The organism is Isoptericola haloaureus (genome assembly GCF_036689775.1).
Lineage (GTDB): Bacteria > Actinomycetota > Actinomycetes > Actinomycetales > Cellulomonadaceae > Isoptericola > Isoptericola haloaureus.
This window is the reverse complement of the sequence record NZ_JBAGLP010000118.1, coordinates 837,140-861,283: the sequence shown is the minus strand read 5'-3', so window position 1 is coordinate 861,283 and position 24,144 is coordinate 837,140. Positions and strand designations below refer to the sequence as shown.

At 73.9% G+C, this 24,144-nt stretch carries 24 protein-coding genes and 1 riboswitch; of the genes, 9 read left to right on the top strand and 15 right to left on the bottom strand.

All coding sequences use genetic code 11. The features are described 5' to 3' along the window. Window positions 1-86 precede the first annotated feature (86 nt). Both V5O49_RS14105 and V5O49_RS14100 read right to left on the bottom strand, forming a co-directional pair. The gene (locus V5O49_RS14105) at window positions 87-1,751 is read right to left on the bottom strand and encodes a prealbumin-like fold domain-containing protein (protein ID WP_332902751.1); all 1,665 of its coding nucleotides are present in this window, start codon (window positions 1,749-1,751) and stop codon (window positions 87-89) included. A 167-nt stretch (window positions 1,752-1,918) separates the two neighbouring features. Then, on the bottom strand, window positions 1,919-2,695 hold the full coding sequence (locus tag V5O49_RS14100) for a DUF4190 domain-containing protein (protein ID WP_332902750.1): 777 nt from the start codon (window positions 2,693-2,695) through the stop codon (window positions 1,919-1,921). Window positions 2,696-2,900: 205 nt separating this feature from the next. Here V5O49_RS14100 and purS point away from each other — a divergent pair, with 205 nt between their 5' ends. The 3 genes from purS to V5O49_RS14085 are packed head-to-tail and all read left to right on the top strand — an operon-like array spanning window position 2,901 to window position 4,410. Beyond that, window positions 2,901-3,176, top strand: a complete 276-nt coding sequence (gene purS / locus V5O49_RS14095; RefSeq protein ID WP_332902749.1) for a phosphoribosylformylglycinamidine synthase subunit PurS — start codon at window positions 2,901-2,903, stop codon at window positions 3,174-3,176. Next, complete coding sequence (gene purQ / locus V5O49_RS14090; protein ID WP_332902748.1) at window positions 3,173-3,904, top strand: phosphoribosylformylglycinamidine synthase subunit PurQ; 732 nt, start codon at window positions 3,173-3,175, stop codon at window positions 3,902-3,904. The genes purS and purQ overlap by 4 nt, the downstream gene beginning before the upstream one ends. After that, entirely contained in the window at window positions 3,901-4,410 is a 510-nt protein-coding gene (locus tag V5O49_RS14085; RefSeq protein WP_332902747.1) for a GNAT family N-acetyltransferase, read from the top strand. The genes purQ and V5O49_RS14085 overlap by 4 nt, the downstream gene beginning before the upstream one ends. Before the next feature lie 21 nt (window positions 4,411-4,431). Here the strand turns inward: V5O49_RS14085 and V5O49_RS14080 are convergent, their stop codons facing one another. From V5O49_RS14080 to V5O49_RS14070, 3 genes are all read right to left on the bottom strand, one after another. Then, the gene (locus V5O49_RS14080; RefSeq protein ID WP_332902746.1) at window positions 4,432-5,307 is read right to left on the bottom strand and encodes an LLM class flavin-dependent oxidoreductase; all 876 of its coding nucleotides are present in this window, start codon (window positions 5,305-5,307) and stop codon (window positions 4,432-4,434) included. A gap of 35 nt (window positions 5,308-5,342) precedes the next feature. Then, complete coding sequence (locus tag V5O49_RS14075; protein WP_332902965.1) at window positions 5,343-6,053, bottom strand: MBL fold metallo-hydrolase; 711 nt, start codon at window positions 6,051-6,053, stop codon at window positions 5,343-5,345. A gap of 99 nt (window positions 6,054-6,152) precedes the next feature. Continuing rightward, window positions 6,153-7,205, bottom strand: coding sequence for an LLM class flavin-dependent oxidoreductase (locus V5O49_RS14070; RefSeq protein WP_332902745.1), 1,053 nt, complete (start codon window positions 7,203-7,205; stop codon window positions 6,153-6,155). A 93-nt stretch (window positions 7,206-7,298) separates the two neighbouring features. Between V5O49_RS14070 and V5O49_RS14065 the strand changes: the two genes are divergently transcribed. After that, window positions 7,299-8,402: an FUSC family protein gene (locus V5O49_RS14065; protein WP_332902744.1), complete on the top strand. Its 1,104-nt coding sequence runs from the start codon at window positions 7,299-7,301 to the stop codon at window positions 8,400-8,402. Between the two features lie 3 nt (window positions 8,403-8,405). Here the strand turns inward: V5O49_RS14065 and V5O49_RS14060 are convergent, their stop codons facing one another. The 4 genes from V5O49_RS14060 to V5O49_RS14045 form a co-directional block, all read right to left on the bottom strand. Beyond that, window positions 8,406-8,909, bottom strand: coding sequence for a GNAT family N-acetyltransferase (locus tag V5O49_RS14060; protein ID WP_332902964.1), 504 nt, complete (start codon window positions 8,907-8,909; stop codon window positions 8,406-8,408). 32 nt (window positions 8,910-8,941) lie between these two features. Beyond that, on the bottom strand, window positions 8,942-10,213 hold the full coding sequence (locus V5O49_RS14055; RefSeq protein WP_405001184.1) for an O-succinylhomoserine sulfhydrylase: 1,272 nt from the start codon (window positions 10,211-10,213) through the stop codon (window positions 8,942-8,944). Beyond that, window positions 10,210-10,665 (bottom strand): rhodanese-like domain-containing protein, encoded by a 456-nt coding sequence (locus V5O49_RS14050; RefSeq protein ID WP_332902743.1) that lies wholly within the window; start codon window positions 10,663-10,665, stop codon window positions 10,210-10,212. The genes V5O49_RS14055 and V5O49_RS14050 overlap by 4 nt, the downstream gene beginning before the upstream one ends. Window positions 10,666-10,828: 163 nt before the next feature. Then, window positions 10,829-11,680, bottom strand: a complete 852-nt coding sequence (locus V5O49_RS14045) for a helix-turn-helix domain-containing protein (protein WP_332902742.1) — start codon at window positions 11,678-11,680, stop codon at window positions 10,829-10,831. A gap of 138 nt (window positions 11,681-11,818) precedes the next feature. Here V5O49_RS14045 and V5O49_RS14040 point away from each other — a divergent pair, with 138 nt between their 5' ends. Then, window positions 11,819-12,520 carry an SDR family NAD(P)-dependent oxidoreductase gene (locus tag V5O49_RS14040; protein ID WP_332902741.1) on the top strand — a complete coding sequence of 234 codons (702 nt, stop codon included), beginning with the start codon at window positions 11,819-11,821 and terminating at the stop codon, window positions 12,518-12,520. A gap of 85 nt (window positions 12,521-12,605) precedes the next feature. After that, window positions 12,606-12,721: riboswitch (SAM riboswitch) on the top strand. Between the two features lie 32 nt (window positions 12,722-12,753). Beyond that, the gene (locus V5O49_RS14035; RefSeq protein WP_332902740.1) at window positions 12,754-14,187 is read left to right on the top strand and encodes an aminotransferase class V-fold PLP-dependent enzyme; all 1,434 of its coding nucleotides are present in this window, start codon (window positions 12,754-12,756) and stop codon (window positions 14,185-14,187) included. 109 nt (window positions 14,188-14,296) lie between these two features. Here V5O49_RS14035 and V5O49_RS14030 read toward each other — a convergent pair whose 3' ends face one another. Further along, window positions 14,297-15,769, bottom strand: a complete 1,473-nt coding sequence (locus tag V5O49_RS14030; RefSeq protein WP_332902739.1) for an amidase — start codon at window positions 15,767-15,769, stop codon at window positions 14,297-14,299. Between the two features lie 68 nt (window positions 15,770-15,837). Here V5O49_RS14030 and V5O49_RS14025 point away from each other — a divergent pair, with 68 nt between their 5' ends. Continuing rightward, window positions 15,838-16,470, top strand: a complete 633-nt coding sequence (locus tag V5O49_RS14025) for a hypothetical protein (RefSeq protein WP_332902738.1) — start codon at window positions 15,838-15,840, stop codon at window positions 16,468-16,470. Here V5O49_RS14025 and V5O49_RS14020 read toward each other — a convergent pair. The 3 genes from V5O49_RS14020 to V5O49_RS14010 are packed head-to-tail and all read right to left on the bottom strand — an operon-like array spanning window position 16,457 to window position 20,186. Beyond that, the gene (locus tag V5O49_RS14020) at window positions 16,457-17,485 is read right to left on the bottom strand and encodes a MaoC family dehydratase (RefSeq protein WP_332902737.1); all 1,029 of its coding nucleotides are present in this window, start codon (window positions 17,483-17,485) and stop codon (window positions 16,457-16,459) included. The two genes, V5O49_RS14025 and V5O49_RS14020, sit on opposite strands and share 14 nt — an antisense overlap. Beyond that, on the bottom strand, window positions 17,482-18,825 hold the full coding sequence (locus V5O49_RS14015) for a 3-oxoacyl-ACP reductase (protein ID WP_332902736.1): 1,344 nt from the start codon (window positions 18,823-18,825) through the stop codon (window positions 17,482-17,484). The genes V5O49_RS14020 and V5O49_RS14015 overlap by 4 nt, the downstream gene beginning before the upstream one ends. Window positions 18,826-18,842: 17 nt before the next feature. Then, entirely contained in the window at window positions 18,843-20,186 is a 1,344-nt protein-coding gene (locus V5O49_RS14010) for an acetyl-CoA C-acetyltransferase (protein WP_332902735.1), read from the bottom strand. Between the two features lie 88 nt (window positions 20,187-20,274). Here V5O49_RS14010 and V5O49_RS14005 point away from each other — a divergent pair, with 88 nt between their 5' ends. Both V5O49_RS14005 and V5O49_RS14000 read left to right on the top strand, forming a co-directional pair. Then, complete coding sequence (locus V5O49_RS14005; protein ID WP_332902734.1) at window positions 20,275-20,991, top strand: TetR/AcrR family transcriptional regulator; 717 nt, start codon at window positions 20,275-20,277, stop codon at window positions 20,989-20,991. A 2-nt stretch (window positions 20,992-20,993) separates the two neighbouring features. Continuing rightward, window positions 20,994-23,093 carry an acyl-CoA dehydrogenase family protein gene (locus V5O49_RS14000; RefSeq protein ID WP_332902733.1) on the top strand — a complete coding sequence of 700 codons (2,100 nt, stop codon included), beginning with the start codon at window positions 20,994-20,996 and terminating at the stop codon, window positions 23,091-23,093. Window positions 23,094-23,154: 61 nt separating this feature from the next. Here the strand turns inward: V5O49_RS14000 and V5O49_RS13995 are convergent, their stop codons facing one another. Next, window positions 23,155-23,493 carry a hypothetical protein gene (locus tag V5O49_RS13995; protein ID WP_332902732.1) on the bottom strand — a complete coding sequence of 113 codons (339 nt, stop codon included), beginning with the start codon at window positions 23,491-23,493 and terminating at the stop codon, window positions 23,155-23,157. 93 nt (window positions 23,494-23,586) lie between these two features. Beyond that, window positions 23,587-24,090, bottom strand: a complete 504-nt coding sequence (locus V5O49_RS13990; protein WP_332902731.1) for a T6SS immunity protein Tdi1 domain-containing protein — start codon at window positions 24,088-24,090, stop codon at window positions 23,587-23,589. Window positions 24,091-24,144: the final 54 nt, after the last annotated feature.

Sequence of the window (24,144 nt, the reverse complement as noted above, 5' to 3'; positions counted from 1 at the left end):
GTGATCCACGCGCACGGCACGGCGGGTGCACGCTCGTCGTGTGCACCCGCCGTGCCGGTCGAACCGCGGTGGTCCCGCTCAGTCGGTCATTCCGTGGTGTGACCGGGGATGCCGACGGTCAGGCTCACCTCCCCGTGCTCGAGGTCGGAGAATCCGGGCAGGTTGCACAGCTTCTCCTCGGCGTCCGGGTCGACGTCCGTGAGCGGCGTGATGTCGCTCGGTGCGACCGTGTCCTGCGTGACGCCGTCGAGCGTCACGGTGCCGACGACGAGCTCGTCGTCCGCCTGGTGGCAGACCAGCACGACCACCCGGTGGAGCTGCTCGTTCGTGAACGTCAGGTCCGGGTCGTCGTCAGCGGCGATGCGCTCGGCGCACGTCTCGGACGTGTTGACGGTGACGTCCTGCGGGTCCTGACCCACGTAGTCGGGCGGCACCGTCGTCTCGGTGACCGTGTAGTCGCCGTACGGCACGTCGACGCAGAACACGCCGGTGCTGTACTCGGTGAGCACGTAGTCGCCCGGGTCGGCCTCGAACGCCGCGCCGCCCAGCGCTGCGCCGTCGTCGTCGACCTTCTCCACGAGGATCGAGCCGTACAGGCTGTTGGTGAACGTACACGTGATGTCGTCGTCCGCCTCCAGGTTGACGGTCACCGTCCGGTCGGCCACGCTCCAGTCGCCGCTGTCGCAGACGATGCTGTCGAGCTCTCCCGGCGCCTCCGGGTCCTCGGTCACCGTGTAGGTGCCCTCGAACACGTCGGTGTAGGACTGGGTCTCGCCGTCACCGAGCGTGAAGCTGCTCGGGGTGAGCCCGCCCGTGGTGGTGAAGTCGAACGTGTCCGTGACACCGGTGGGATCGGTGACCTTTGTGACGGCGAGCTTGCCGCAGTTGGAGATGTTCACATCGACGGGTGCGATGTAGTCCTTGAGCTGCGACGTGAACGAGTCCGAGGACCGGGACTTGAGGAACGCGCTGCCGAACGAGAGGCACTCCTCGGAGTCGAAGAGGAACCCGAGGTCGATGCTGGCCTCACCGAAGGTGCGCGGGCTGAGGTCGCCCAGCGGGACCTCCCCCGGGTCACCGGCATTGACGGTCGCGTCGCCGGCGGGGATCGCCGTCTCGTTGATCGTGCCCGTCGCGTCCCCGACGTTCGTCAGGTCGATGACCGAGCCCCACTCGCCCGCGGTGTCGTCCCAGAGGCGCGCGAGGACGACCGCCTGCTTGCCACCCTGGTCGATCTGGTACTCGAGCAGCAGGTCGCCGTCGGTGCGTTCCTTGTTGACCCCGTTGCCGCAGTCCGTGCCGGACTGGTTCAGCTCGAAGTCCATCAGCGTGGTGCCGTTCGGTTCCTGGACGCGGGTCCAGAACAGGTGCAGGAAGCCGGGGTCGCCCTCCTCCTCGTAGACGCCGAAGTTCAGCAGGTCGCTCTTGTTGTTGGGGATGCTGCCCGTGGTGGTGCCCGGACAGACGTCGTCCTCCTTGGACCCGCCGGCGAACGAGTCGTCGTCCTTCCCGGTCGGTTCGTCCACGCCGACCGTCGCGTCGACGTTCGCCCAGTCCATGAGTCCGGCGTCGTCGACCTTGATGTTGGCGTCGAGGTCGATCTCGAAGTCGCTGCCCGGGAGCGACTCGAGGTCGTGGGCGGCGGTGGCCGGGATCGCCTGGGCGAGCAGCAGGGGTATCGCGAGCCCGAGGGCGCCGACCGCGGCGAGCCGCCGTCGTGGTCTGCGGGGTGATGCGGTGGTGCTGGACATGGGGTCGGTGCCTCCTCGTCGAGTCCGACCGGCCCGGGGAGCGGGCCGGGGTACCCACCGGTCCGGCGGGCAGTCCGACTCCACGGTGGTCCGGCCCTGCCGCGTGCTTCTGCGTCGGACGACGCACAACGAGGGTGAAACCGCGCGCTACGTCCGGCGTGCCGGGCTCAGACCCCCGACCCGGCCACGCTGTCGTGCAGCGGGCTGCCGTCCATGGTCGTCGCACCGCAGATGATCCGGCGGTCACCGACGGACCACGTGAGCTCCGAGGGGTGGAAGTAGATCACCTGGAGCGCGGAGTCCATGTAGTCGACGCCGACGTAGTCGCCGAAGACGTCCAGGCAGAAGTCCTCGGCCTGGACCTGCATGGTCTCGACCCCGGGGAACGCGTCGGCGGCGACGTCGTCCACGCCGAAGACCTCGGCCGTGTGCGGGACGCCGCAGTCGACGGCCTGCAGCGGGTCGCCGCTCGTGAGGTCCGCCGGTGGCTCGAAGCAGTCGCCGACGACCAGGTGCGTGCCGGTGACCTCCTGGAACCCCTCGGTCAGTCCCTCGTCGACGGCCTCCTGGAGACCGGTGCCGACGAAGGCGGCGAACAGCGCGACCAGGACCGTCCAGCCCACCGTCGACAGCGCGCCCAGGACGATGCCGGCGATCGCCAGCCCCTTGCCCGCCGCGCCGGACCTCTTGATCCGGACCAGTGCGGCGATGCCGAGACCGAGCGGGATCAGCGCCAGACCGAGGATCCCCGTGACCAGCGCGGCGATCGACACCCCGTCGGTCCGAGGGTCCGACGGCGCCGCGTACGGGGGCTGCGGACCCGCAGCGGGCGGCCCGGAGGGCGGAGCCGAACCGTCGGACGGCTGCTGCCCGGCACCACCGGACGGCGTGGGGGCGGAGAACGGGTCGGCGACGTGCGAGGGGTCCTGCGGTGGCGTGGTCACGGTGCTCCAGGGTCGATGGCGGGAACCCGACCATAGCGACCGATCCCGACATCCACGGCATCGCCCCGGGGCCGGTCGGCGCAGCGGTCCGGACGGGTAGACTGACGCGCGGAATTCCGCCGTCGTGCTCCCGCCCGTCCCGTGTCCGTGTGGCGCGGACGAGAACCCGGAGCGACGGCCCAGCCGAGCGCCTGAGGAGCCCACCGTGGGACGCGTCGTCGTCGAGGTCATGCCCAAGCCCGAGATCCTGGACCCCCAGGGCAAGGCCGTCGTCGGGGCGCTGCCGCGCCTCGGTTTCACCCAGTTCACCGGTGCCCGCCAGGGCAAGCGGTTCGAGCTCGAGGTCGAGGGCGAGGTGACGCCCGAGATCCTGGCGGACGCCCGCAAGGCCGCCGAGACGCTGCTGTCGAACCCGATCATCGAGGACGTCGTGCGCGTCGCGGACGCCTCGTCCGAGTCCGCCGAGGTCCCGGCCCGATGAGCGCGGAGACCCTCGACACGACGCTGGCCGAGGCACGCATCGGTGTCATCACCTTCCCCGGCACGCTCGACGACCGGGACGCCGCCCGCGCCGTGCGCCTGGCCGGCGGCGAGCCGGTGTCGCTGTTCCACGCCGACGGCGACCTGCAGGGCGTCGACGCCGTCGTGCTGCCCGGCGGGTTCTCCTACGGCGACTACCTGCGCGCCGGGGCGATCAGCCGCTTCGCGCCCGCCATGGACGCGCTCGTGGACGCCGCGAAGGGCGGGATGCCGGTGCTCGGCATCTGCAACGGCTTCCAGGTCCTCACCGAGGCGCACCTGCTGCCCGGCTCGATGATCAAGAACGAGCACCTGCACTTCATCTGCCGCGAGCAGGTGCTGTCGGTGGAGAACGCCGGCACCGCCTGGACCAACCGGTACGAGCAGGGTCAGCACATCACGATCCCGCTGAAGAACCAGGACGGCCAGTTCGTCGCCGACGAGCACACCCTCGACGAGCTCGAGGGCGAGGGGCGCGTCGCGTTCCGCTACGTGGGCTGGAACCCGAACGGGTCGCGTCGCGACATCGCCGGCATCACCAACGCGGCAGGGAACGTCGTGGGCCTCATGCCGCACCCGGAGCACGCCGTGGAGGCCGGCTTCGGTCCCGACGGCCCGGAGGGTCCGCGCTCCGGCACCGACGGGCTGGGCTTCTTCACCTCGGTGCTGGCTTCGCTCGTCCACTCATGAGCACCGGGGTCTGCTCCGGCACCGTCGAGGTCGTCGCGGTCGACTGGGACGACGCCGACGCCGTGGCGCTGCGCGCCGAGGCCGTGGCCGAGCTCGGCCGCCGCTACGGCGGTGACGACGACGCGAAGGAAGTCATCGACCCCACCGCGGTCGTGGCGAGCTACCTCGTGCGGGTCGACGGCGTCGCCGCCGCGTGCGGCAGCGTCCGGGACGTGTCCGGCACCGACGACGGCCGCGGACGCGGGACGGACCACCCTGCCGCGACGGGCGAGCTCAAGCGCGTCTTCGTGCTGCCGGAGCACCGGGGGCGTGGTCTGGCCCGCACGCTGATGGCGGAGCTGGAGGGCGCGGCCCGCCGGGCCGGGTTCCGTCGACTGGTGCTCGAGACCGGCACCGCCCAGCCCGAGGCCATCGCGCTGTACACCGCGCTCGGGTACGCCCCGATCGAGTCCTACGGCAAGTACGCCGGCGAGGACGACCAGCGCTGCTACGGCAAGCGGCTCTGAGGCCGGTCGCGGCCGCGCCGGTCAGCCGGCGAGCCGCGGCCTGACCTCGCGGCCCAGGAACGCCGCCAGCCCGGCCAGGTCCGGCTCGTCCGCGGTGGGCTGGACCGCGACCGCGGTCGCTCCGGCGTCGGCCAGCGCCCGCACGCCCGCGGCGATCTCGTCGGCCCCGCCGGCCGCCCCGATCCCGCGCTCCGGGTCCGCGCCCCACTGCGGCAGCTCCGCGGCCAGCCGCTCCGCCGCGTGCGGACCGGTCGCGACGATCAGGGTGGCGTGCACGTCGGCCAGCTCGCGCCCGACGGCGGACGCCGCGTGCCGGGCGGTGGCGACGGCGTCGCGCACGTCGTCGGGCGTCAGCGCGTTGGCCAGGATCAGACCGTCGCCGAGCTCGCCGGTCAGGGCCAGCGTGCGCGGGCCGACCCCGCCCGTCCACAGAGGCACCGGCGTCGTCGGCGGCCAGTCGAGTCGGACGCCGTCGAGCGTCACGTAGCGGCCCGACGACGTCACCTCCTCGCCGTCGAGCAGGCTCCGCAGGGCGGCGAGGTGCTCGCGCAGCAGCGTCAGCGGCGAGTCGACGCGGACGCCCGACTGGCCCATCCACGACTGCACGCCGTGCCCCACGGCCGGGACGAACCGTCCCGGGAACGACCGGGCCAGGGTGGCGATCTCCATCGCGGTGAGCGCCGTGCTGCGCAGCGGGGCGGGCATCAGCCCCAGCCCGACGCGGATCCGGTCCGTCCAGGCCAGCGCGGCGGCCGCCGAGGCGAGCCCGCTCTGCTTGAAGCAGTCCTCCCAGACCCACAGGTCGTCGAGCCCGGCGTCCTCGGCCGCGACGGCCTGGGTGCGCAGCGTCTCGGGGGCGTGCGTGGGGACGTGGGCGATGCCGAGGCGGACGGTCATGGGCTCAGCATGCCGCGGGCCCCCGACAGCCGGTGTCAGGCGCTGTGCAGGTAGGCGAGCTGGGCGGCGACCGTCTGCCGGGCCGCGCCCAGGACCGACGGGTCGACGTCGGCGTAGACGTGGGCGACGACGTCGTCGACGCCGGCGTCCGGCCCGAGGGTCGCCAGGGCGGCGCGGATCTGGTCGAGCCGCTCGAGGCGGTGGTTCCGGTAGGCGCGGACGGCCTCGCCGAGGTCGGGCAGCTCCGGTCCGTGCGCCGGGACGCCGAGCCGGCCGCCGCCCACGTGCTCCAGGGCGTCGAGGCTGGCCAGGTAGTCGCGCAGCGACCCGTCGGGCTCCGCGATGACGGTGGTGCCACGCCCGAGCACCGTGTCCCCGGTGAGGACCACCGGCTCCTCGCCCGGCGCTGTGACCACCAGGGAGACCGAGTCCGCCGTGTGCCCCGGCGTGGCGAGCACCCCGATGCGCAGTCCCGCGGCCTCGACCACCTCGCCGTCCGACAGGGGGTCCCCACCATGGCAGTGCGCCGGGTCGGCGGCGCGGACCGGGGCGCCGGTCCGGGCGTGCAGCCCGCGAGAGCCCGCCGTGTGGTCGGCGTGCCGGTGCGTGACGAGCACCAGATCGACCGGCCCGGCCGCAGCCAGCGCCTCCAGGTGCGCGGCGTCGTCGGGCCCCGGATCCACCACGACGCACGACGGCGCACCCGGTGCACGCAGGACGACCGAGCGGGTGCCGTCGAGCGTCATCGGGCCGGGGTTGTCGGCGCGCAGCACCGAGATCGACGGGGTCAGGGATCGCACCACGCCATCGTGGCACGGACGCGGGTCGACGACCGGAGACGCGGCTCAGGCGGCCAGCAGCTCCAGCGTCTGCACCCGGCCGGGCGTGGCGTCCAGCGGCTCGGACGCGTAGGTGCCGGCCACCGGGACGATCATCACCTCGTCGGCGCCGTGGCGCTCGGCCAGGCGGGCGACCTCGGCACGGGCCTCGTCCGGCGTGCCGATGAGCCAGCGCGCACGCATGTCCTCCACCATCTGCTGGCCCAGGCCGTCCAGCGGGGTGGCCAGCGCCTCCTCGACGGTCTCGGCGGTGCCCATCGGCTTGCCGGTGCGCAGCCGGGCCATCGCCCGCAGCTGCGGCAGCGCCCGCTCGTGGGCCTCCTCGGCGGTCGGGGCCACGACGGCGTTCAGCGTGAGGAAGGTCTGCGGCTCCGGGTGCGCCTCGCTGGGGCGGTAGCCGTCCCGGTACAGCGCGAGCACCTGGTCGATGCCGGCGCCGGAGAAGTGGTTGGCGAACACGTACGGCAGCCCGAGCTCGGCGGCCAGGCGCGCCGAGTAGTCGCTCGACCCGAGCAGCCACAGGGTCGGGGCGGCGGTCGCCGCCGGGGTGGCGTGCACGTCGTACGTCTTGCCGTCGGTGAGCCGCAGCTGGGCGCCGTCGGGCTCCATGAGGGCCAGGATGTTGCGCACGTGCTCGGGGAACCGGTCGACGTCCGACGTCGGCCCGGAGGAGCGCAGCAGCGCCGTCACCACGGGGTCGCTGCCGGGGGCGCGCCCGATGCCGAGGTCGATCCGGCCCGGGGCGAGAGCCTCGAGGGCGGCGAACTGCTCGGCCACCACCAGGGGGGCGTGGTTGGGCAGCATGACGCCGCCGGAGCCCACCCGGATCCGCTCGGTCCGCGCGGCCGCGGCGGCGATCATCACCGGGGGCGTCGAGGCGGCGACGGCCGGCATGTTGTGGTGCTCGGCGAACCAGTAGCGGGTGTACCCGAGCTCGTCGGCGCGCCGGACCAGCGCCATGGAGGAGGCGAGCGCCTCGGCGCTGGACTGGCCGGAGCGGACGGGGACGAGGTCGAGGACCGAGAGGGCGGGGGAAGAGGTCAGGCCGGTGTCGTTCATCGCCCAGGTCAACCGGTGGCGCCGGTGCGCCTATTCCGGATGCGCGAACGGGATCGTGCGGCGACCATCACTGCGGGACGAGAGGGAGGGACGATGGTCGACGAACGTGGCCTGAGGGTCGCCCGTGCCCTGTACAGCGCGTGGCTGAGATATCCGCGGCTGTCGATGGCGGTCCGCGGCGGCATCGCGGCCGGGCTGGCATGGCTCGTGGGGATCTACGTGCCCCATCCGCTGGGGGACTTCCCCTACTACGCCCCGCTCGGGGCGGTCATCGCGACGACGAGCACCGTCGTGCGGTCCGTCCAGGACTCGGTCCGCGTCACCGTCGCGGTGCTGCTCGGCGCGGGGATCGCGCGGCTGGCCGACTGGCTCCTGCCGGTCGGTCCGGTCTCGATCGCGCTCGTCGTCGCCGTCGCGCTGCTGTGCTCGAGCTGGCGGCTCTTCCGCGAGATGGGCAGCTGGGTGGCGACGTCCGCGCTGTTCGTCCTCATCCTCGGCAACGCCGACGCGTTGTCGTTCGTCGGTTCCTTCGCGGGGCTGGTCGCCATCGGTGCCCTCGTAGGGATCGGCGTGAACTTCGCGCTGCCGCCGCTGCAGCTCACCCCCGCGGAGAACGCCCTCGACGGCCTGAGCACGCTGCTCGCCCGCGAGGCCGAGGACCTGGCCGACGCGCTGGAGGAGTCCGGCGAGATCCCCGCCGAGGACTGGGAGAGCCGCCGTGCCGCGCTGCAGCCGGTGCTGGAGAGGACGCGGGAGTCGGTGCGCCACAGCCGCGAGGCCGCCCGCGTGAACCCGCGGGTCCGACGCTACCGCCGGTGGACCCGGGGGCAGGACGCGCGTGCGCGGGAGCTGGAGACCGTCGCCGCGTCCATCGACGTCGTCGTCACGCTGCTGGTCGACACCGGTGAGCCGGTGCGCCTGCCCGACGGCCTGCGCGATCCGCTCGCCGGGTCGTTGCGGTCGTTGTCCGAGGCGCTGCACGCCGACGCCTGGGGCGAGGACCGGGACGAGCTCGTCGACTCGCTGCAGGGTCAGGTCCGCGCGTTCCGGGCTCGGCTGCTGGAGCTGGACACCCCGCCCGGTGAGGGGCTGGTGGCGGGATCGGTCGCCGTCGCGCTCCGCCGCGCGTCCGACGCCTTCACGCGGGTGCGTCCGGACGATGCCGACGAGGAGGTCGTCCAGGGGGACCCGCAGTAACCGTCAGGTCGCGGCCGTCGTCGTCGCCGCGCCGGAGGCCAGTGCGGTCAGGGCCGACCCGTCGACGCGGTGCGTGGTCCACTCGTCCTGCGGGGTGGACCCGAGCGACCGGTAGAAGGCGATCGCCGGCTCGTTCCAGTTCAGGACGCACCACTCGAGCCGGCGCCAGCCGCGCTCGACGCAGATCTCGGCCAGGCGGGTCAGCAGGGCCCGTCCGGCGCCGGCACCCCGGTGGGCGGGGTCGACGAACAGGTCCTCGAGCCAGATCCCGCTCTTGCCGGTCCAGGTCGAGAACGTGGTGAACCAGATCGCGATGCCGACGACCTCGCCGTCGACCTCGGCGACGAGCCCGTGCGTGGTCGGGGTGCCCGACGTCGGGAACAGTGCCGCCGAGAAGTCGTCCTCGGTGGCCTCGACGGCGTCGGGTTCGCGCTCGTAGGTGGCAAGCGCATGGACCAGTCGCAGGATCGCGGGGACGTCGTCAGGGGTGGCGGTGCGGATCGTCAGGCTCACGGCCGGGAGTCTACGGCGCGGCGCGCTCAGGCCCGCAGCGCCTGGGAGACGTCCTCGACGATGTCCAGCGGGTCCTCGAGGCCGACCGACAGGCGCACCGTCGTGGGGGTGATCCCGACGGCGGCTCGCCCCGCGGCGCCGAGCTTGCGGTGCGTCGTGGTGGCCGGGTGGGTCATGATCGACTTGGCGTCGCCCAGGTTGTTGGACAGGTCGACGATCCGCAGCGCGTCCAGGAACCGGAACGTGCGTCGCTTGGCCTCGTCCGGGTCCGCACCGTCGCCGGTCGCCAGCTCGAAGGTGACCACGGTGCCGCCGCCGGTCTGCTGCTCCAGCGCGAGGGCGTGCTGGGGGTGGGACGACAGGAACGGGTAGAGCACCCGGCTGATGCCGTCGAGACCTTCGAGCGCCGTGGCGACCTGCAGGGCGGCCGCGTTCTGCGCCCGCACGCGGACGTCGAGGGTCTCCAGACCCTTGAGCAGCACCCAGGCGTTGAACGGGCTCAGGGACGGCCCGGTGTGGCGCAGGAAGGTCTGGACCGGCCCGGACAGGAACTCCTCCGGGCCGAGGATCGCCCCGCCGAGCACCCGGCCCTGGCCGTCGATGTGCTTGGTCGCGGAGTACACCACGACGTCGGCGCCGAGCTCGAGCGGCTTCTGCAGGATCGGGGTGGCGAACACGTTGTCGACGACGACGGTCGCGCCCGCGGCGTGGGCGAGCTGGCACACGCGGCGCACGTCGACGAGGTCCTGCATGGGGTTCGACGGCGTCTCGAAGAACACGACGTCGGCGGGCGTGGCCAGCGCCTCGGCCCACTGGTCGATCTCGTGGCCGTCGACCAGGTCGACCTGCACCCCCCACTTGGCGAGGATCTCGTCGTAGATGACGTTGGTGGAGCCGAACAGCGCGCGCGCCGAGACGATGCGGGACCCGGCGGACACCAGGGCCGCCAGGGTGGTGAACACGGCGGACATGCCGGTCGCGGTGGCGTAGCAGGCCTCGGCGCCCTCGACGAGGCGCAGCCGCTCCTCGAAGGTGTGCACGGTCGGGTTGCCGTAGCGCGAGTACATGAACCGCGAGGTCTCGCCGGCGAACGCGGCCTCCGCGTCGGCGGCGGAGCCGTAGGTGTACCCCTGGGTGAGGAAGAGCCCCTCGGACATCTCCTCGAAGTCGCTGCGCCGGTGCCCGCCACGGACGGCGAGCGTGGCCGGGCGGACGCCGTCGGGCAGGGGGCCGCGGCCCGAGCCGCCGTGGGCGACCGGGTTGGCACCGGGGCCGGTGGGGATCTCGGTGCGGCTCACCGGCTCTGCCCCGTGAAGGTGGTGTGCGGCAGCTCGCGGACCTTCCAGCCGGCCTGGTCGCGGGCGCCGAGCGGGCCGACGGGCCCCTCGAAGCCCTCCAGCACGTTGTAGGCGGGGCCGTACCCGGCCGACGTCACCAGGCGGGCCGCGCCGATCGAGCGCTGGCCGGAGCGGCACAGGAACATCACGGCCCGGTCGGTCGTCACGCCGGCGGTCTCGAGCTCGGCCAGGAAGGCGGGGTTGGGCCGGCCGTCGCCGGTGACCCACTGGCTGAACACGACCTGCTTGTCCAGGGAGCCGACGTCGGGCACGCCGATCAGGCGCCACTCGCCCTCGGTGCGCACGTCCACCAGGACGGCGCCGGGGTCGTCGGCGAGCAGGTCCCACGCCTGCTGCGGGGTCAGGTCCCCGGCGTAGCCCTCGGCGGGTCGGGGTTCGATCGGTGCGTTCATGGCACTCCTCCCATCGGTCGTGGCGGTAGCACCGTGTCCGGGGGCTGCGCGCCCCCGCGGGTTGCTGCGGCGTCGACGTGCCACGTCACTCGGCCGCTCGGGATGGTCACCGCGATCGTACGACACGACGTCCAGCCGTCGGGACGGGCGTCTCGTCACGTGGTCATGTTCGTTCCGGGGCCATCTCCTGGGTGCCGAGAACTCTCAGCAGGTCGAGGCGTTCGGCGGCCTCGCTCCCCGGTGCGGCCGTGCACGCGACCAGACGCAGGTCGCTCCCGGGGGCGGCGAGCACGTCGTAGTCCAGCTCCAGCAGGCCGACGACGGGGTGGTGGACCGCCTTGGTGTGCGACGCGTGGACGCCGACGACGCCGCTGTCCCAGAGGTGCGCGAACCGGCGGCGGTCGCGGCGCAGGTCGTCGACCATCGAACGCAGGGCGCCGTCGGCGGGGTAGCGGACCATGGCGGCGCGCAGGTCGGAGACCAGTGCCGCGGCCGTCGCGTCGTCCTGTTCCGGGTGTCGCCGGACCCGTGACGGCAGCCCGACGAAGTGCCTCCAGGCGAGGTTGCGCTCGCGGCCCGGCCCTCCGACGGCCTCCCCGAGGAGCGCGGCCCACAACGGGTTCCACAGCACCAGGTTCCAGGCGGCGTCGTACACGCTCAGCGGTGCCGCGTGCAGCTGGTCGACCAGTCGGCGCACGCCCGGCGGGACCTGGTCCGACACGTGGCCCGGACCAGGTGGCTGATGGCCCGCCAGAAGGTAGAGGTGGTCGCGTTCGGCGGTCGTCAGGCGCAGCGCCCGGGCCAGCGCCGACAGCACCCGGGTCGAGGGGGACGTGGCCCGACCCTGCTCGAGCCGGACCACGTAGTCCACGGACAGGCCGGCAAGCCGGGCCAGCTCCTCACGGCGCAGCCCTGGCGCCCGACGCACACCGACGGCGGGCACACCCGCGGCGGCAGGATCCGTCCGGTCCCGCCAGGCGTGCAGCGAACGCCCCAGCTCCGTCTGCCGGCTCACCGCTCCAGTATGCGCACCCTGGCGTCCCGCAGCCTGGTACCCGCTGTCCACCGGCTCGGCGAGGTACTGCCTGTGCGGCCTCGCCGGCCGGAGGCTGGACCCGACGGCACGACCTCACCACGACCATCGGGAGCCACCATGTCCATCGCCCTCGTCACCGGAGCCAACAAGGGTCTCGGGCTCGAGACCACCCGCAGCCTCCTCCGCGACGGCCACACCGTCTACCTCGCCGCCCGGGACGTCGGGCGCGGGACGGACGCCGCGCACGAGACCGGTGCGCGTTTCGTCCGGCTCGACGTCACCGACGACGACTCCGTCCGGGCCGCCGCCGAGCACGTCCGTGCGGAGGAGGGGCGCCTCGACGTCCTGGTGAACAACGCCGGGGTGCGCGGCGCCGCCAAGCTCGGCCGCATCGACGAGGTGACCGGCGACGACATGCTGCACACGTTCGACACGAACGTGTTCGGCCCCGTGCGTGTCACCGGAGCCTTCCTGCCGCTGCTGCGGTGCAGCGAGGCCCCGGTGGTCGTCAACGTGAGCAGCGGCATGGGCTCGCTGGCGGCGACGCGGGACCCCGGACGTCCGGAGTCCGCGTTCCCGCTCCTGGACTACAACGCCTCGAAGACCGCGCTCGTCATGGTCACGTCGCAGTACGCGGCGGCGTTCCCCGACATCCGGTTCAACGCCGTCGACCCCGGGGCGACGCCCACCGACCTCACCGAGCACCGCGGGGAGCAGACCGTCGAGGAGGGTGCGGAGGTGATCGTGCGCCTCGCGTCCATCGGCGCCGACGGGCCGACCGGCGGGTTCTTCGACCGCGAGGGTCCGGCCGTCTGGTAGGCCCCGGCGGACCCCCGCGTCCCAGATCCTGAGAAGGCTCGCCCATTGGTTGACACGGAATCCCCGATCGGTGAACCTGACGGCAGGTCAAGAGCGCCAGCGCCAAGCCCCGGCTCGCTGGCCGGCAACCCTCCCCTCGCGGCGGGGTGCCCCGGGTGACGACCAGGCACGACGCCGACCGGCGTCGGGCAAGCGCGGGGAGGCAGCTCCCCGGAACGCAGAGGGAGGACGCCATGACCGCGATCGCCGAGACCCCCGCCTGTCCGGGGACCCCCACCGTGGGCGACCTGGCCCCGGTGCTGCCCGTCGTCGGGCACGACACCCCCGCACCGCTGGTGGACGGCCGCCGGGTGCCCTACGCCAACCTCGACGTCGCCGCGTCCGCCCCGGCGCTGCAGGACGTCGCCGACCGCATCACGCAGACGCTGCCGCTCTACGCCTCCGTGCACCGCGGTGCCGGATACCTCTCCCAGGTGTCCACCACCCTGTACGAGCAGTCCCGGCGCGTGATCGGCGAGTTCGTCGGCGCGCGGGACGACGACGTCACGCTGCTCGTGCGCAACACGACCGACGCGCTCAACCTGCTCGCCGGGTGCGTGCCCGCGTCCGACGACGGCACGCCCGGCCGGGTGCTCGTCCTCGACGTCGAGCACCATGCGAACTTCCTGCCCTGGCAGCGCTCTGCCGACGCCACCGTCGTCACCGGGCGGGACACCGTCGCCGAGACCGTGGCGGCGATCCGCGACGAGCTCGCCGCCGGCCTCGCCGCGGGCCGCGGGTACGCCCTGCTCGCGGTCACCGGTGCCTCCAACGTGACCGGGGAGACGCTGCCCGTGGCCGACGTCGTCGCCACCGCCCACGCGGCCGGCGCGCGGGTGCTGCTCGACGGCGCCCAGCTCGTGCCGCACCGCCGCTTCTCCCTGGCCGAGACCGGTGTCGACTACCTCGCCTTCTCCGGGCACAAGACCTACGCACCGTTCGGCGCCGGCGTGCTCGTCGGCCGCCGCGACTGGCTCGACACCGGCACGCCCTACCTCGCCGGCGGCGGGGCCGTGCGCAGCGTGCGGGTGGAGCGGACCGACTGGCACGACGGGCCCGCCCGCCACGAGGCCGGGTCGCCCAACGTGCTGGGCGCGGTGGCGCTCGCCGCCGCGTGCGAGTCGCTGGCCGCCCTCGACGCCGACGCGCTGCGCGCCCACGAGAACGCGCTGCGGGCCCGGCTCGTCGACGGGCTGGAGAGCATCGCCGGGGTCGAGGTCGTGCGGCTGTGGTCCGACGCCCCTGACACCGTCGGTGTCGTGACCTTCACGGTCGCCGGGTACGAGCCCGGCCAGGTCGCCGCCTACCTCTCGGCCGAGCACGGCATCGGCGTGCGCGACGGCCGGTTCTGCGCCCACCCGCTGCTGTCCCGCCTCGGCTACGGCGCGGGAGCGGTGCGCTCCTCGGTCGGCGTCGGCACCGCCGGCGAGGAGGTGGAGCGGCTCGTCGCCGCCGTCGCCGCCCTCGTGGCCGACGGCCCGCAGGCCCGCTACGACGTCGTCGACGGCCTGTGGATCGTCGTCGACGACCCGCGTCCCGTCCCCGAGGGGTCGGGGCTGGCCGGCCTGCTCGCCACCGCGGGTCCCGGCGGCGACGAGGCGTTCGGCTGCCTGCCCGAGGACGCCTGACCCGACCTCCTCACCTCTCGACCGCCGAGATCGACTCACCCGGACCGAGATCGACGCACGGTACGTCGATCTCGGTCCGGGTGAGTCGATCTCGGCGGTCGCGTGCCGGTCACCAGACCGGCGGGTGCCTCTCCGGCCAGCGCAGCACGTCCTCGAGCTGACCGGCCAGCGCCAGCAGCGTCAGCTCCCCACCCGGGCGTCCGATGATCTGCACGCCCATGGGCAGCCCGTCGTCGGTCCAGTGCGTCGGCACGGTGATCGCCGGCAGCCCCGCCACGTTCAACCACGACGTGAACGGCGTGTACTGGCACTGCTGGACGAAGTTGCGGTCCGCGTCCTCGGGGTCGAACCAGCCGACGGGCCGCGGCGTCATGGCCAGGGCCGGGGTGATCACGGCGTCCAGCTCGCCCAGGCCCGCGATGAGTCGACGCTCGAACTGCGTCAGCGTCGCCAGCGCCTCGGCGAGCTCGCGGGCACCCACCTGCCGTCCACGGCGGACGAGCCACGACGTCAGCGGTTCGAGCCGGTCCAGCACGGCGTCGTCGTCGATCGGCACCGCCGACGCGCCGCCCATCCACAGGCTGCGGAAGGCGTCGCCGAACTCGGGCACCGGCTCCCAGGTGTGCTCCTCGACGCCGTGACCCAGACCCGCCAGCGCGTCGACCCCGGCGTCCAGCGCGGCGCGCGCCTCCGGGTCGACGGTGACGTCGTAGTAGTACTGCCAGGCGTTCCAGGTGGTGACGCCGACGCGGAACCGGCTGCCGTGGCCGCCGACCACCCCGCCGTGCTCACGCGCCACCCCCGTGCGTGCCGCCTCCAGGTACGCCCCGGCGTGCGCCGCCGGGGTGCGCAGCGTGAACCGGTGGTCGACGTGCCCGTCCGGCGTGCGGCGCAGCATCCCCTCCAGCAGCAGCGCCGCGTCCGCCGTCGTGCGGGCGATCGGCCCGTTGACCACGAGCCCGCCGAGCCCCTCGATGCCGGAACCCGCCGGCAGCAGGCCGCGCGAGGGCTTGAGGCCGACCACCCCGCAGGCCGCGGCCGGGATGCGGACGGACCCTCCGCCGTCGGACCCGGGGGCGAACGGCAGCAGCCCGGCGGCCACGGCGACGGCCGCCCCGCCGCTGGAGCCGCCGGCGCCCCGCGTCAGGTCCCACGGGTTGCGCGCCACGGGGCCGGCCACCGGTTCGGTGTACGCCGGGAAGCCGAGCTCGGGGGTGGCGGTCTTGCCCAGGCTGACGATCCCGGCGGCGTCGAGGTCGCGCACGACGTCGTCGGACTCCTCGGGGACGAAGCCGGCCATCGCGCGCGACCCGAACCCGCTCGGGACCCCCGCCCGGTTCCACAGGTCCTTGTCGCCCGTGGGCAGGCCCCACAGGGTGCCCGACGGCGGCGCCGCGTCGGACGCGAGCTCCTCCGCACGCTCGCGGGCGGCGTCCGGGGTGACGTGGGCGAACGCACCGAGCTCGGCGTTGCGTGCCGCGATGCGCTCCAGGAAGTGGTCGGTCACCTCGCCCGGGGTGAGGTCACCGGCGCGCAGCCGGTCACGGAGCTCCAGGGCGGTCTGCTCGTGCAGGGCGTCCATGCGCCCGACCCTACGCCGGTGATTCACCGGACGCCCGACCGGTGCTGGTTGTCCGGTATGTTCCGCGCATGAGACCGCTGCTGCTCGTGCTCTGGGGCCTGCTCGTCGTCGCCGTGGACCTGAAGATCGAGGGGTTCGACCTCGTGGTGGACCTGGTCGGCTGGGCGCTGGTCGCCCGTGGCCTGGGGACACTGGCTCCCCGCGGCACCGGGTTCGCCGTCGGAGCGTGGGCAGGGGTGCTCGGTGGCCTCGCCTCGGTCGCCGAACTGGTCCCCGGAGCGGTGCCCGACACCACGACCCAGGTGCTGGGCGGGCTGGTACTGGTGGCGCAGACCGTCGTCGTGGTCGCCACCTGCACCGGGATCGCCCGGGTGCTGGAGCACGACGCGCCGGTGGCCCGGCGGGCCCGCCGGGTGCGGACGGCGGAGATCGTGGTCACCGTGGCCGTGAGCGGTGTGGCGGCCGTGGCCGCCCTGGCATCGGTGGGGTCGGCGCTGCTGGCACCGGCGGACCTGGCTTCGTGGGGCCTGCTCGGGGGCGGTGTGCTCGTGGCCGTGGGCCTGGTGGCGACGTTCGCGGTCCTGATCTGGTTCCTGGTGCTGCTGTGGTCGGTCCGTGACCGGCCGGAGCTCCAGCCCGCCACGCCCGGGCTGTCCGTGTCGGTTCCGCCTGACCGGACCGACCCGCCTACAGCCGGGTGACCCCGCCGGAGAGGTGCCGCAGTCCCTTGCGGGCGTTCCAGCCCACGTACGAGTACCCGGACCCGTCCTTCTCGCCGGGTGTGATCGCCACGTCCACCGTGCCGGGCAGCAGCACGGGCTTGCCGAACTCCACCGTCCACCGGTAGGCGTCCCCGCGTCCGGGGCCGACGTCGGCCAGCGCCCGCGCCGCGGTGTACATCCCGTGCGCGATGGCCCGCGGGAACCCGAAGGCCTTGGCCGAGAGCGCCGACATGTGGATGGGGTTGCGGTCCCCGGACAGGGCCGCGTACGCACGGCCCGTCTCCGGCCCCAGCGTCCACCGGCCGGTGGGCAGCGGCGGGGTCCACTCGTCGGACGACCCGGAGCCGGACGACGCCGAACCGGACGACCCGGGCGGGCCCTCCGCGGGCAGCTCGAACCCCTTGGCGAGGTAGGTCGACACCCCGCGCCACACCGGCGGGGTCGAGGCGTCCGCGCCGTCGTGGCGCACCTCCGCCACCAGGTCGAGCTGCACCCCGCGGCGGTGCGGACGCAGGTTCTCCGCCCAGGCCCGCACGTCCAGGACGTCGCCCAGGACGACCGGCCCCCGCACGTCGACCCGGTTGGCCACGTGGACCATGCCGAGCAGCGGCAGCGGGAAGTCGCCGCGCACCATGACCGCGGTGCCCAGCGGGAAGGCGAGCACGTGCAGGTACCCGGCGGGCAGCGTGCTGCTCACCGGCTCGTGCAGCAGCCGCTGGTAGTCGTGCAGGTGCCGCTCCAGGTCGTCGGTGCCCACCCCGGAGACCCGGTAGGCGACGTCGGGCAGCGACAGGTCGGACCCGGCGGTCCCCGGCTGCCCGTCCGGGGAGCGGCCCTCGCCGACGACCGGCAGGGACGGCAGCGCGCGGCCCGCGGCGATCCGGCCCGACGCCGCCGCGCCGCGCGCGTAGAGACCGCCCAGCCCGGGCAGCCCGGGCTGGGTCTCCACGCGCAGCTCGCGGCCGTCGGCCGTGCGCGGCGGCGCCGCCGTCACTGGCCCACCATGTGCTGACCGCAGACCCGCAGCACCTGGCCGTTGACGCCGGCCGCGGCCGGCGAGGCGAGGAACGCGATGGCCTCGGCGACGTCGACCGGCTCGCCGCCCTGGGAGAGGGTCGGCAGCAGCCGTGCCACCGACCGGGTGGCGAACGGGATCGACGCCGTCATGTCCGTCTCGATGAACCCCGGGGCGACCGCGTTGGCGGTCCCGCCGCGGGCGCCGAGCAGCGGGGCCGTGGCCCGCGTGTGCCCGATGACGCCCGCCTTGGAGAAGGCGTAGTTGGTCTGCCCCTTGTTCCCGGCGATGCCGGAGGTCGAGGCCAGCGAGACCACGTGCAGCCCGTCCAGGCCGGCGTCGAGGAGTGCCTCGTTGATCCGCAGCTGGGCGGCGAGGTTCACCGCGATCACGGCGTCCCACTGGGCGGGCTTCATGTTGGCGAGCAGCTTGTCGCGCAGGATGCCCGCGTTGTGCACGACGACGTCGAGGCCCCCGTGGCGCTCGCGGGCGTGCTGCAGGATCCGCTGCCCGGCGTCCTCGGCCGTGACGTCGAGCTGCAGGGCCGTCCCGCCGACCGCGTTGGCGGTCCGGGCCAGTCCCTCCCCGGCGGCGGGGACGTCGACGCAGACCACGGTGGCGCCGTCGCGGGCCAGCGTGCGGGCGATGGCCGCGCCGATGCCACGGGCCGCGCCGGTGACGACGGCGACCTTCCCCTCGAGCGGGCGGTCCCACGACGTCGGGGCCTCGGCGTCGGCCGGGCCGACCGGCAGGAGCTGTCCGTCGACGTAGGCGCTCTTCGCGGACAGGAAGAACCGCAGCGTGGCCCGCACGGAGGTCTGGTCGACGGCCGCGCCGCCGGTCAGGACGATCCCGTTGCCGGTGGCACCGCCGCGCAGCTCCTTGGCGAGCGAGCGCAGGAACCCGTCGACGGCGTTCCGTGCCGCGGCGAGCTCCGGGGCGTCGCCGTCGGCGGGAGCGCGCGAGACGGTGACGACGCGGCCGTTGCCCGCCAGCCGTCGCAGCACGGACCCGACGGACAGCACCGCCTCGGAGGCGTCGGCGGGCCGGGCGGTCTCGGTCAGCACGAGGACGACGGCACCCCAGCGGACGTCGTCGGTCGGGTCGCGGCGCACGTCGAGGTCCCAGCCGAGCAGCGTCTGGGCGACGGCGTCGGCGTCGGCCTTGGAGGCGCCGTCGGACACCACCAGGACGGGGCCCACGGTCAGCGGGTCGCCGGCGCGGTAGCGGCGCAGGATCGCGGGGCGGGGCAGGCCGAGCCTCTTCGCGAGGGTCTTCGTGAACCCGGAGTTGACGGCCTTCGTGTAGCGGTCGGTCATGGGTGCTCCTTCCGGGCTCAGACGGACTCGAGGACGGCGGTGGCACCGAGGCCGCCGGCGGCGCACACGGAGACCAGCGCGCGGGCCGGCTTGCCGGTCTCGGCGGCCTTCGTCGCCACCAGTTTCGCGGCGGTGGCGACGATTCGCCCGCCGGTCGCGGCGAAGGGGTGCCCGGCGGCGAGCGAGGAGCCGTGGACGTTGATCCTGCTGCGGTCCAGGGAGCCGAACGCGCCGGGCAGGCCGAGCTCGTTCTTGCCGTAGTCGGCGTCCTCCCAGGCGGCCAGCGTCGTGAGGACGGTGGAGGCGAACGCCTCGTGGATCTCGAAGAAGTCGAAGTCCTCCAGGCTCAGGCCGTTGCGGGCCAGCAGTCGCGGCACGGCGTGCACCGGGGCCATGAGCAGGCCCTCGCGGCCGTGCACGAAGTCCACGGCGGCCGTCTCGGCGTCGACGAAGCGGGCCAGCACGGGCAGGTCGTGGGCCTCGGCCCACTCGCGCGACCCGAGCAGCACCGTGGAGGCACCGTCGGTCAGCGGCGTGGAGTTGCCGGCGGTCATGGTCGCCGGCGTCTCGAGCGACCGGCCGAAGACCGGCTTGAGGCCGGCGAGCTTCTCGGCCGAGGTGTCGGGGCGCATGTTGTCGTCCCGCGTCAGGCCCCGGAACGGGGTGACGAGGTCGTCGAAGAAGCCCGACTCCCAGGCCTCGGCGAGGTGCTGGTGGCTGGCGAGGGCGATCTCGTCCTGCGCCTCGCGGGTGATGCCCCACCGGGCGGTGGTGACGGCCTGGTGCTCGCCCATCGACAGGCCGGTGCGCGGCTCGTCGGTGGCGGGGCTGAGCGGCTTGAGGTCCGCGGGGCGGATCCGGGCGAGCGCCTTGGCGCGGTCCTGCCAGGTCTTGGCGTGACCGGCGTCCAGCAGCGCGCGGCGCATGCCCTCGCTGACGGCGATCGGCGCGTCGGAGACGGTGTCGGTGCCGCCGGAGACGCCGGACTCGATCTGGCCGAGGCGGATCTTGTTGGCGATGGTGATGGTGGCCTCGAGGCCGGTGGCGCAGGCCTGCTGGAGGTCGAACGCGGGGGTCTGCGGCGACAGCGACGAGCCCAGCACGGACTCGCGCACGAGGTTGAAGTCGCGCGAGTGCTTCAGCACGGCACCGCCGACGACCTCGCCGAGGCGCTCGCCCTGCAGCCCGTACCGGGCGACGAGTCCCTCGAGGGCGGCGGTGAACATCTCCTGGTTGGAGGCGTCGGCGTACCTCTTCCCGGCGCGGGCGAAGGGGATGCGGTTGCCGCCGACGACGACGGCGTCGCGCGGGCCCTGTGCCGCGCCGGCGGTCTGGGCACGGGAGGTCTGGCGAGTGGCCACGGGTGCTTCCTCACACTCATCGGGTACAGGTAGTACTCACAGTACCTGATACTCTCAGTCTCGTGAGACGAGTCACAGGGGGTGACCGATGACGGTCGCAGCACACGGGACGAACCGGGCCGCCCGCACGCGGCCCGACGGACGCTCGACCCGGTGGGACGACCACCGTGCCCAGCGGCGTGCCTCGCTCGTGCGCGACGCCCGGCGGGCGATCCACGAGATCGGCCCGGGGGCGTCCATGGACGAGATCGCCGCCATGGCCGGGACGTCGAAGTCGATCTACTACCGCTACTTCGACGACAAGGCCGGACTGCGTCTGGCCGTGGCCGAGTCCGTGGTCCGCGGCATGCACCGCCGGCTGGCGGAGGCCGCCGAGGAGGCGCCGACGCCGCACTCCGCCCTGCGCGCCATGGTCCGCACGTACCTGCAGACCATCGAGAGCTCGCCCCCGGTCTACTGGTTCGTCACCCGCACGGCGCTCGGCGGCAACGAGCCGGACGACGGCACCAGCCGCGTCGAGGCGCTCGGCGCCTACCTGGACTCGGTCATCACCCTGGTCGCCGAGCCGTTCGCCCGCGCCGTCCACGTCCCGCCGACGACGGCGGCCGCCTGGGCCGCCGGTGCCGTCGGCTTCGTCCGCGGCGCGGGGGAGTGGTGGCTCGGCCACACCCGCGCCGAGGGCCTGACCCGCGACGACCTCACCGACCAGGTGACCACCTGGCTCTGGAACGGTCCCGTCGGTGTGCTCCACCACGACGCACCGGACGGGTCCGCGCCGTCCCGCCCCACCGAGAAGCAGGAGTGACCATGACGACGACGTCCGCACCGCACACGGCCACCACCACCGACCGCGACAGCGCCGCCTCGGCGCCTCGCGACGAGGACGTGCGCCTCGACGTCGAGTCGGTGTCCGAGCTGCTCCTGGGACGCTGGCCCGAGTACCGCCGTGCGGCCCGCGAGCGCGCCGGCGACACCCGGTTCCACAAGGACGAGTCCCTCACCCCGGCCGAGCACCGCGAGCGCGTGCTGGAGCAGATGCGCCTGATGGTGGGCGACGGCACGAAGCTGTCCTGGCTCGCGTTCCCCGAGCGGATGGGCGGCCTGGACGAGCCCGGCGCGAACCTGGCCTGCTTCTCCGAGCTCGTGGCCGCCGACCCGTCCCTGCAGATCAAGTCGGGTGTGCAGTGGGGCCTCTTCTCCGCCGCCATCCTGCACCTGGGCACCCCCGAGCAGCAGGACCGGCTGCTGCCGGCCGCGATGGACCTGTCCGTGCCCGGGGCCTTCGCGATGACCGAGACCGGCCACGGCTCGGACGTCGCCGCCATCGGCACGACGGCCACGTACGACCCGGAGACCGAGGAGTTCGTCCTGGACACCCCGTTCCGCGGGGCGTGGAAGGACTACCTCGGCAACGCCGCCCTGCACGCCACGGCGGCGACGGTGTTCGCCCAGCTCATCACGAACGGCGTCAACCACGGCGTGCACTGCTTCTACGTCCCGATCCGGGACGCGGAGACGATGGAGTTCCTGCCCGGTGTCGGCGGCGAGGACGACGGCCTCAAGGGCGGGCTGCGCGGCATCGACAACGGCCGCCTGCACTTCACCGGTGTCCGGGTGCCGCGGACGGACCTGCTCGCCCGCTACGGCACGGTCGCCGCCGACGGCACCTACAGCTCGCCGATCGAGAGCCCGGGCCGCCGCTTCTTCACCATGCTGGGCTCGCTGGTCCAGGGTCGTGTCTCGCTGGACGGCTCGGCGGTGAACGCCGCCAAGATCGGCCTGGCCATCGCCGTGCGGTACGCCGCCGAGCGGCGCCAGTTCGCCGGCGGGGGCACCGAGGAGACCGTGCTGCTGGACTACGCGACGCACCGGCGTCGGCTCTTCCCGGCGATCGCCGAGGCGTACGCGGGCCACTTCGCCAACGAGCGGCTGCTGGACCTGTTCGACGACGTCTTCTCCGGCGAGCACGACACCCCGGAGCGGCGCGAGGACCTCGAGACGACGGCGGCCGCCCTGAAGTCCACCTCCACGCGGTTCGCGCTCGACACGCTCCAGGAGTGCCGCGAGGCCTGCGGCGGCGCCGGGTTCCTCACCGAGAACCGCATCACGTCGTTGCACGCGGACCTCGACGTCTACGCGACCTTCGAGGGCGACAACACCGTGCTGCAGCAGCTCGTCGCCCGTCGGCTGGTGGCCGACTACGGCCGCGAGGTCAAGGGCGCGACGAAGACCCCCGCCGGCATGGCACGGTTCGTCGTCGAGCGGGCCACCAGCGCGGCCCTGGACCGTACCGGGCTGCGGCGTGTCTCCCAGGCCATCGCCGACGTCGGCGACCCGCGCCGGGCCGCCGGGCACCTGCGCGACCCGGAGACCCAGCGCGAGCTGCTCGCGGACCGCGTGGCCACGATGGTCGAGGACGTGGCCATGGCGCTGCGGCCCGCCCAGAAGGCGGAGCCCGCCGAGGCGGCCCGGATCGTCGACGAGAACCAGACGGCGCTCGTCGAGGCGGCGAAGGCGCACGCCGACCTGCTGCGCTGGGAGGCCTTCACCGCGGCGCTGCCGACGTTCGAGGACCCGGGCACCCGCCGGATCATGACCTGGGTGCGTGACGTCTACGGTCTGACCGTCATCGAGCGCCACCTGACCTGGTACCTGCTCAACGGGCGGCTGTCGGACCAGCGGGCGCGCACCGTGACCGGGTACGTCGACCGCCTGCTGCGGCGGCTGCGTCCGCACGCGGTCGACCTGGTCGACGGGTTCGGCTACGGCCAGGAGCACCTGCGGGCCGCGATCTCCTCGGGCGCCGAGGCGGAGCGCCAGGCGGAGGCCCGTGCCTACTACGCCGCGCTGCGGGCGAGCGGCGAGGCCCCCGTCAGCGAGAAGGCATTGCGCAAGTCCTCGCGCTGAGGTCCCCCGCACGCGACGGCGCCCCCGGTCACCAGGTGACCGGGGGCGCCGTCGTGCGGGCTCAGGCCGCGACCGGGGCCGCGTCGCCGACGTGCGGCTCGGCCGTCCCGTCGTCCTGCTCGATCGTCGGTACGGGTTCGTCGGCGCTCTCCGCGGCGGTTTCGCGCAGCGGGAGGCCGAGGGTGACGGTCGCCGCGCGGGCAGGAGCCCGCGGCGCCGGGGTCGCCACCGCGACCATCGTGGCGCCGGCGACGCCGACACCCACGAGGAGGATCGCCGCCACGGTCCAGCCGAGCGCGATCGTCGTGCCGAGCAGCAGCCCGTCGCCCAGGGCGACGGCTCCGCCCGTGAGGAGCACCTTCTTCATCAGTTTCCGACCCTTCTCCACGGTCCGCCTCATCCGTGTTGCTTCCAGCACACGTCATCGGGGCGGATGACGCATCCGCTAGAGGGGAGGGATCGGGTCACAAGTCGATACCGACTGGGGCGAACCTCAGGGACGGCTCAAGGTCGTCCCCCAGTCGGCGTGGGCGCCGAGGCTGTGGCCGAGCAGCAGCGGCGACGGCTCCGGGGCGGCCCGACGGCGGACCTGTCGGTGCACCTCGCCGCACATGCGCAGGGCCAGCTCGAGGCGCACGGGCACGGCGCACTCGGCGCTCAGCCGCCCGCCGAGGGCGGGGTGCGGCATGAACGTCAGGACCTCGTCGGCCTCGGGCACGACGCCGCGCTGCGCCGCCTCCATCACGAGGTCCTCCAGCAGGAGGTCCTGGCGACCCTCCGGGGAGTCGAGCTCGGCGGAGAGCTCGACCGCCGTCGGCCAGCGCAGCTCGAGGGTGCCCTCGACGGTGTCGAGGAACCACCAGCCCTCGAGCGACTCCAGCAGCACGTCGCCGAACACGGTGGCGAACCGCGGGTTCTTGCCGGGCAGGTCAAGCCACGACCACGCCGCCAAGCCGTACTCGAAGGCTCCTGGGGCAAAAGGTCGAAGGTGTTCCACGAGCGCATCAAAACATGGTGTGCGCCGACGGAAAAGGCGTCCACGATGTGAACA

Excerpts from the sequence above, each read along its gene's own strand:
- V5O49_RS14065 (WP_332902744.1), top strand. The coding sequence starts at position 7,299 with ATGGTCGACGAACGTGGCCTGAGGGTCGCCCGTGCCCTGTACAGCGCG.
- V5O49_RS14005 (WP_332902734.1), top strand. The coding sequence starts at position 20,275 with ATGACGGTCGCAGCACACGGGACGAACCGGGCCGCCCGCACGCGGCCC.
- V5O49_RS14080 (WP_332902746.1), bottom strand. The coding sequence starts at position 5,307 with ATGACCGTCCGCCTCGGCATCGCCCACGTCCCCACGCACGCCCCCGAG.
- V5O49_RS14025 (WP_332902738.1), top strand. The coding sequence starts at position 15,838 with ATGAGACCGCTGCTGCTCGTGCTCTGGGGCCTGCTCGTCGTCGCCGTG.
- V5O49_RS14040 (WP_332902741.1), top strand. The coding sequence starts at position 11,819 with ATGTCCATCGCCCTCGTCACCGGAGCCAACAAGGGTCTCGGGCTCGAG.
- V5O49_RS14075 (WP_332902965.1), bottom strand. The coding sequence starts at position 6,053 with ATGACGCTCGACGGCACCCGCTCGGTCGTCCTGCGTGCACCGGGTGCG.
- purQ (WP_332902748.1), top strand. The coding sequence starts at position 3,173 with ATGAGCGCGGAGACCCTCGACACGACGCTGGCCGAGGCACGCATCGGT.
- V5O49_RS13995 (WP_332902732.1), bottom strand. The coding sequence starts at position 23,493 with ATGAGGCGGACCGTGGAGAAGGGTCGGAAACTGATGAAGAAGGTGCTC.
- V5O49_RS14015 (WP_332902736.1), bottom strand. The coding sequence starts at position 18,825 with ATGACCGACCGCTACACGAAGGCCGTCAACTCCGGGTTCACGAAGACC.
- V5O49_RS14070 (WP_332902745.1), bottom strand. The coding sequence starts at position 7,205 with ATGAACGACACCGGCCTGACCTCTTCCCCCGCCCTCTCGGTCCTCGAC.
- V5O49_RS14000 (WP_332902733.1), top strand. The coding sequence starts at position 20,994 with ATGACGACGACGTCCGCACCGCACACGGCCACCACCACCGACCGCGAC.
- V5O49_RS14035 (WP_332902740.1), top strand. The coding sequence starts at position 12,754 with ATGACCGCGATCGCCGAGACCCCCGCCTGTCCGGGGACCCCCACCGTG.
- V5O49_RS14050 (WP_332902743.1), bottom strand. The coding sequence starts at position 10,665 with ATGAACGCACCGATCGAACCCCGACCCGCCGAGGGCTACGCCGGGGAC.
- V5O49_RS14085 (WP_332902747.1), top strand. The coding sequence starts at position 3,901 with ATGAGCACCGGGGTCTGCTCCGGCACCGTCGAGGTCGTCGCGGTCGAC.
- V5O49_RS14030 (WP_332902739.1), bottom strand. The coding sequence starts at position 15,769 with ATGGACGCCCTGCACGAGCAGACCGCCCTGGAGCTCCGTGACCGGCTG.
- V5O49_RS14105 (WP_332902751.1), bottom strand. The coding sequence starts at position 1,751 with ATGTCCAGCACCACCGCATCACCCCGCAGACCACGACGGCGGCTCGCC.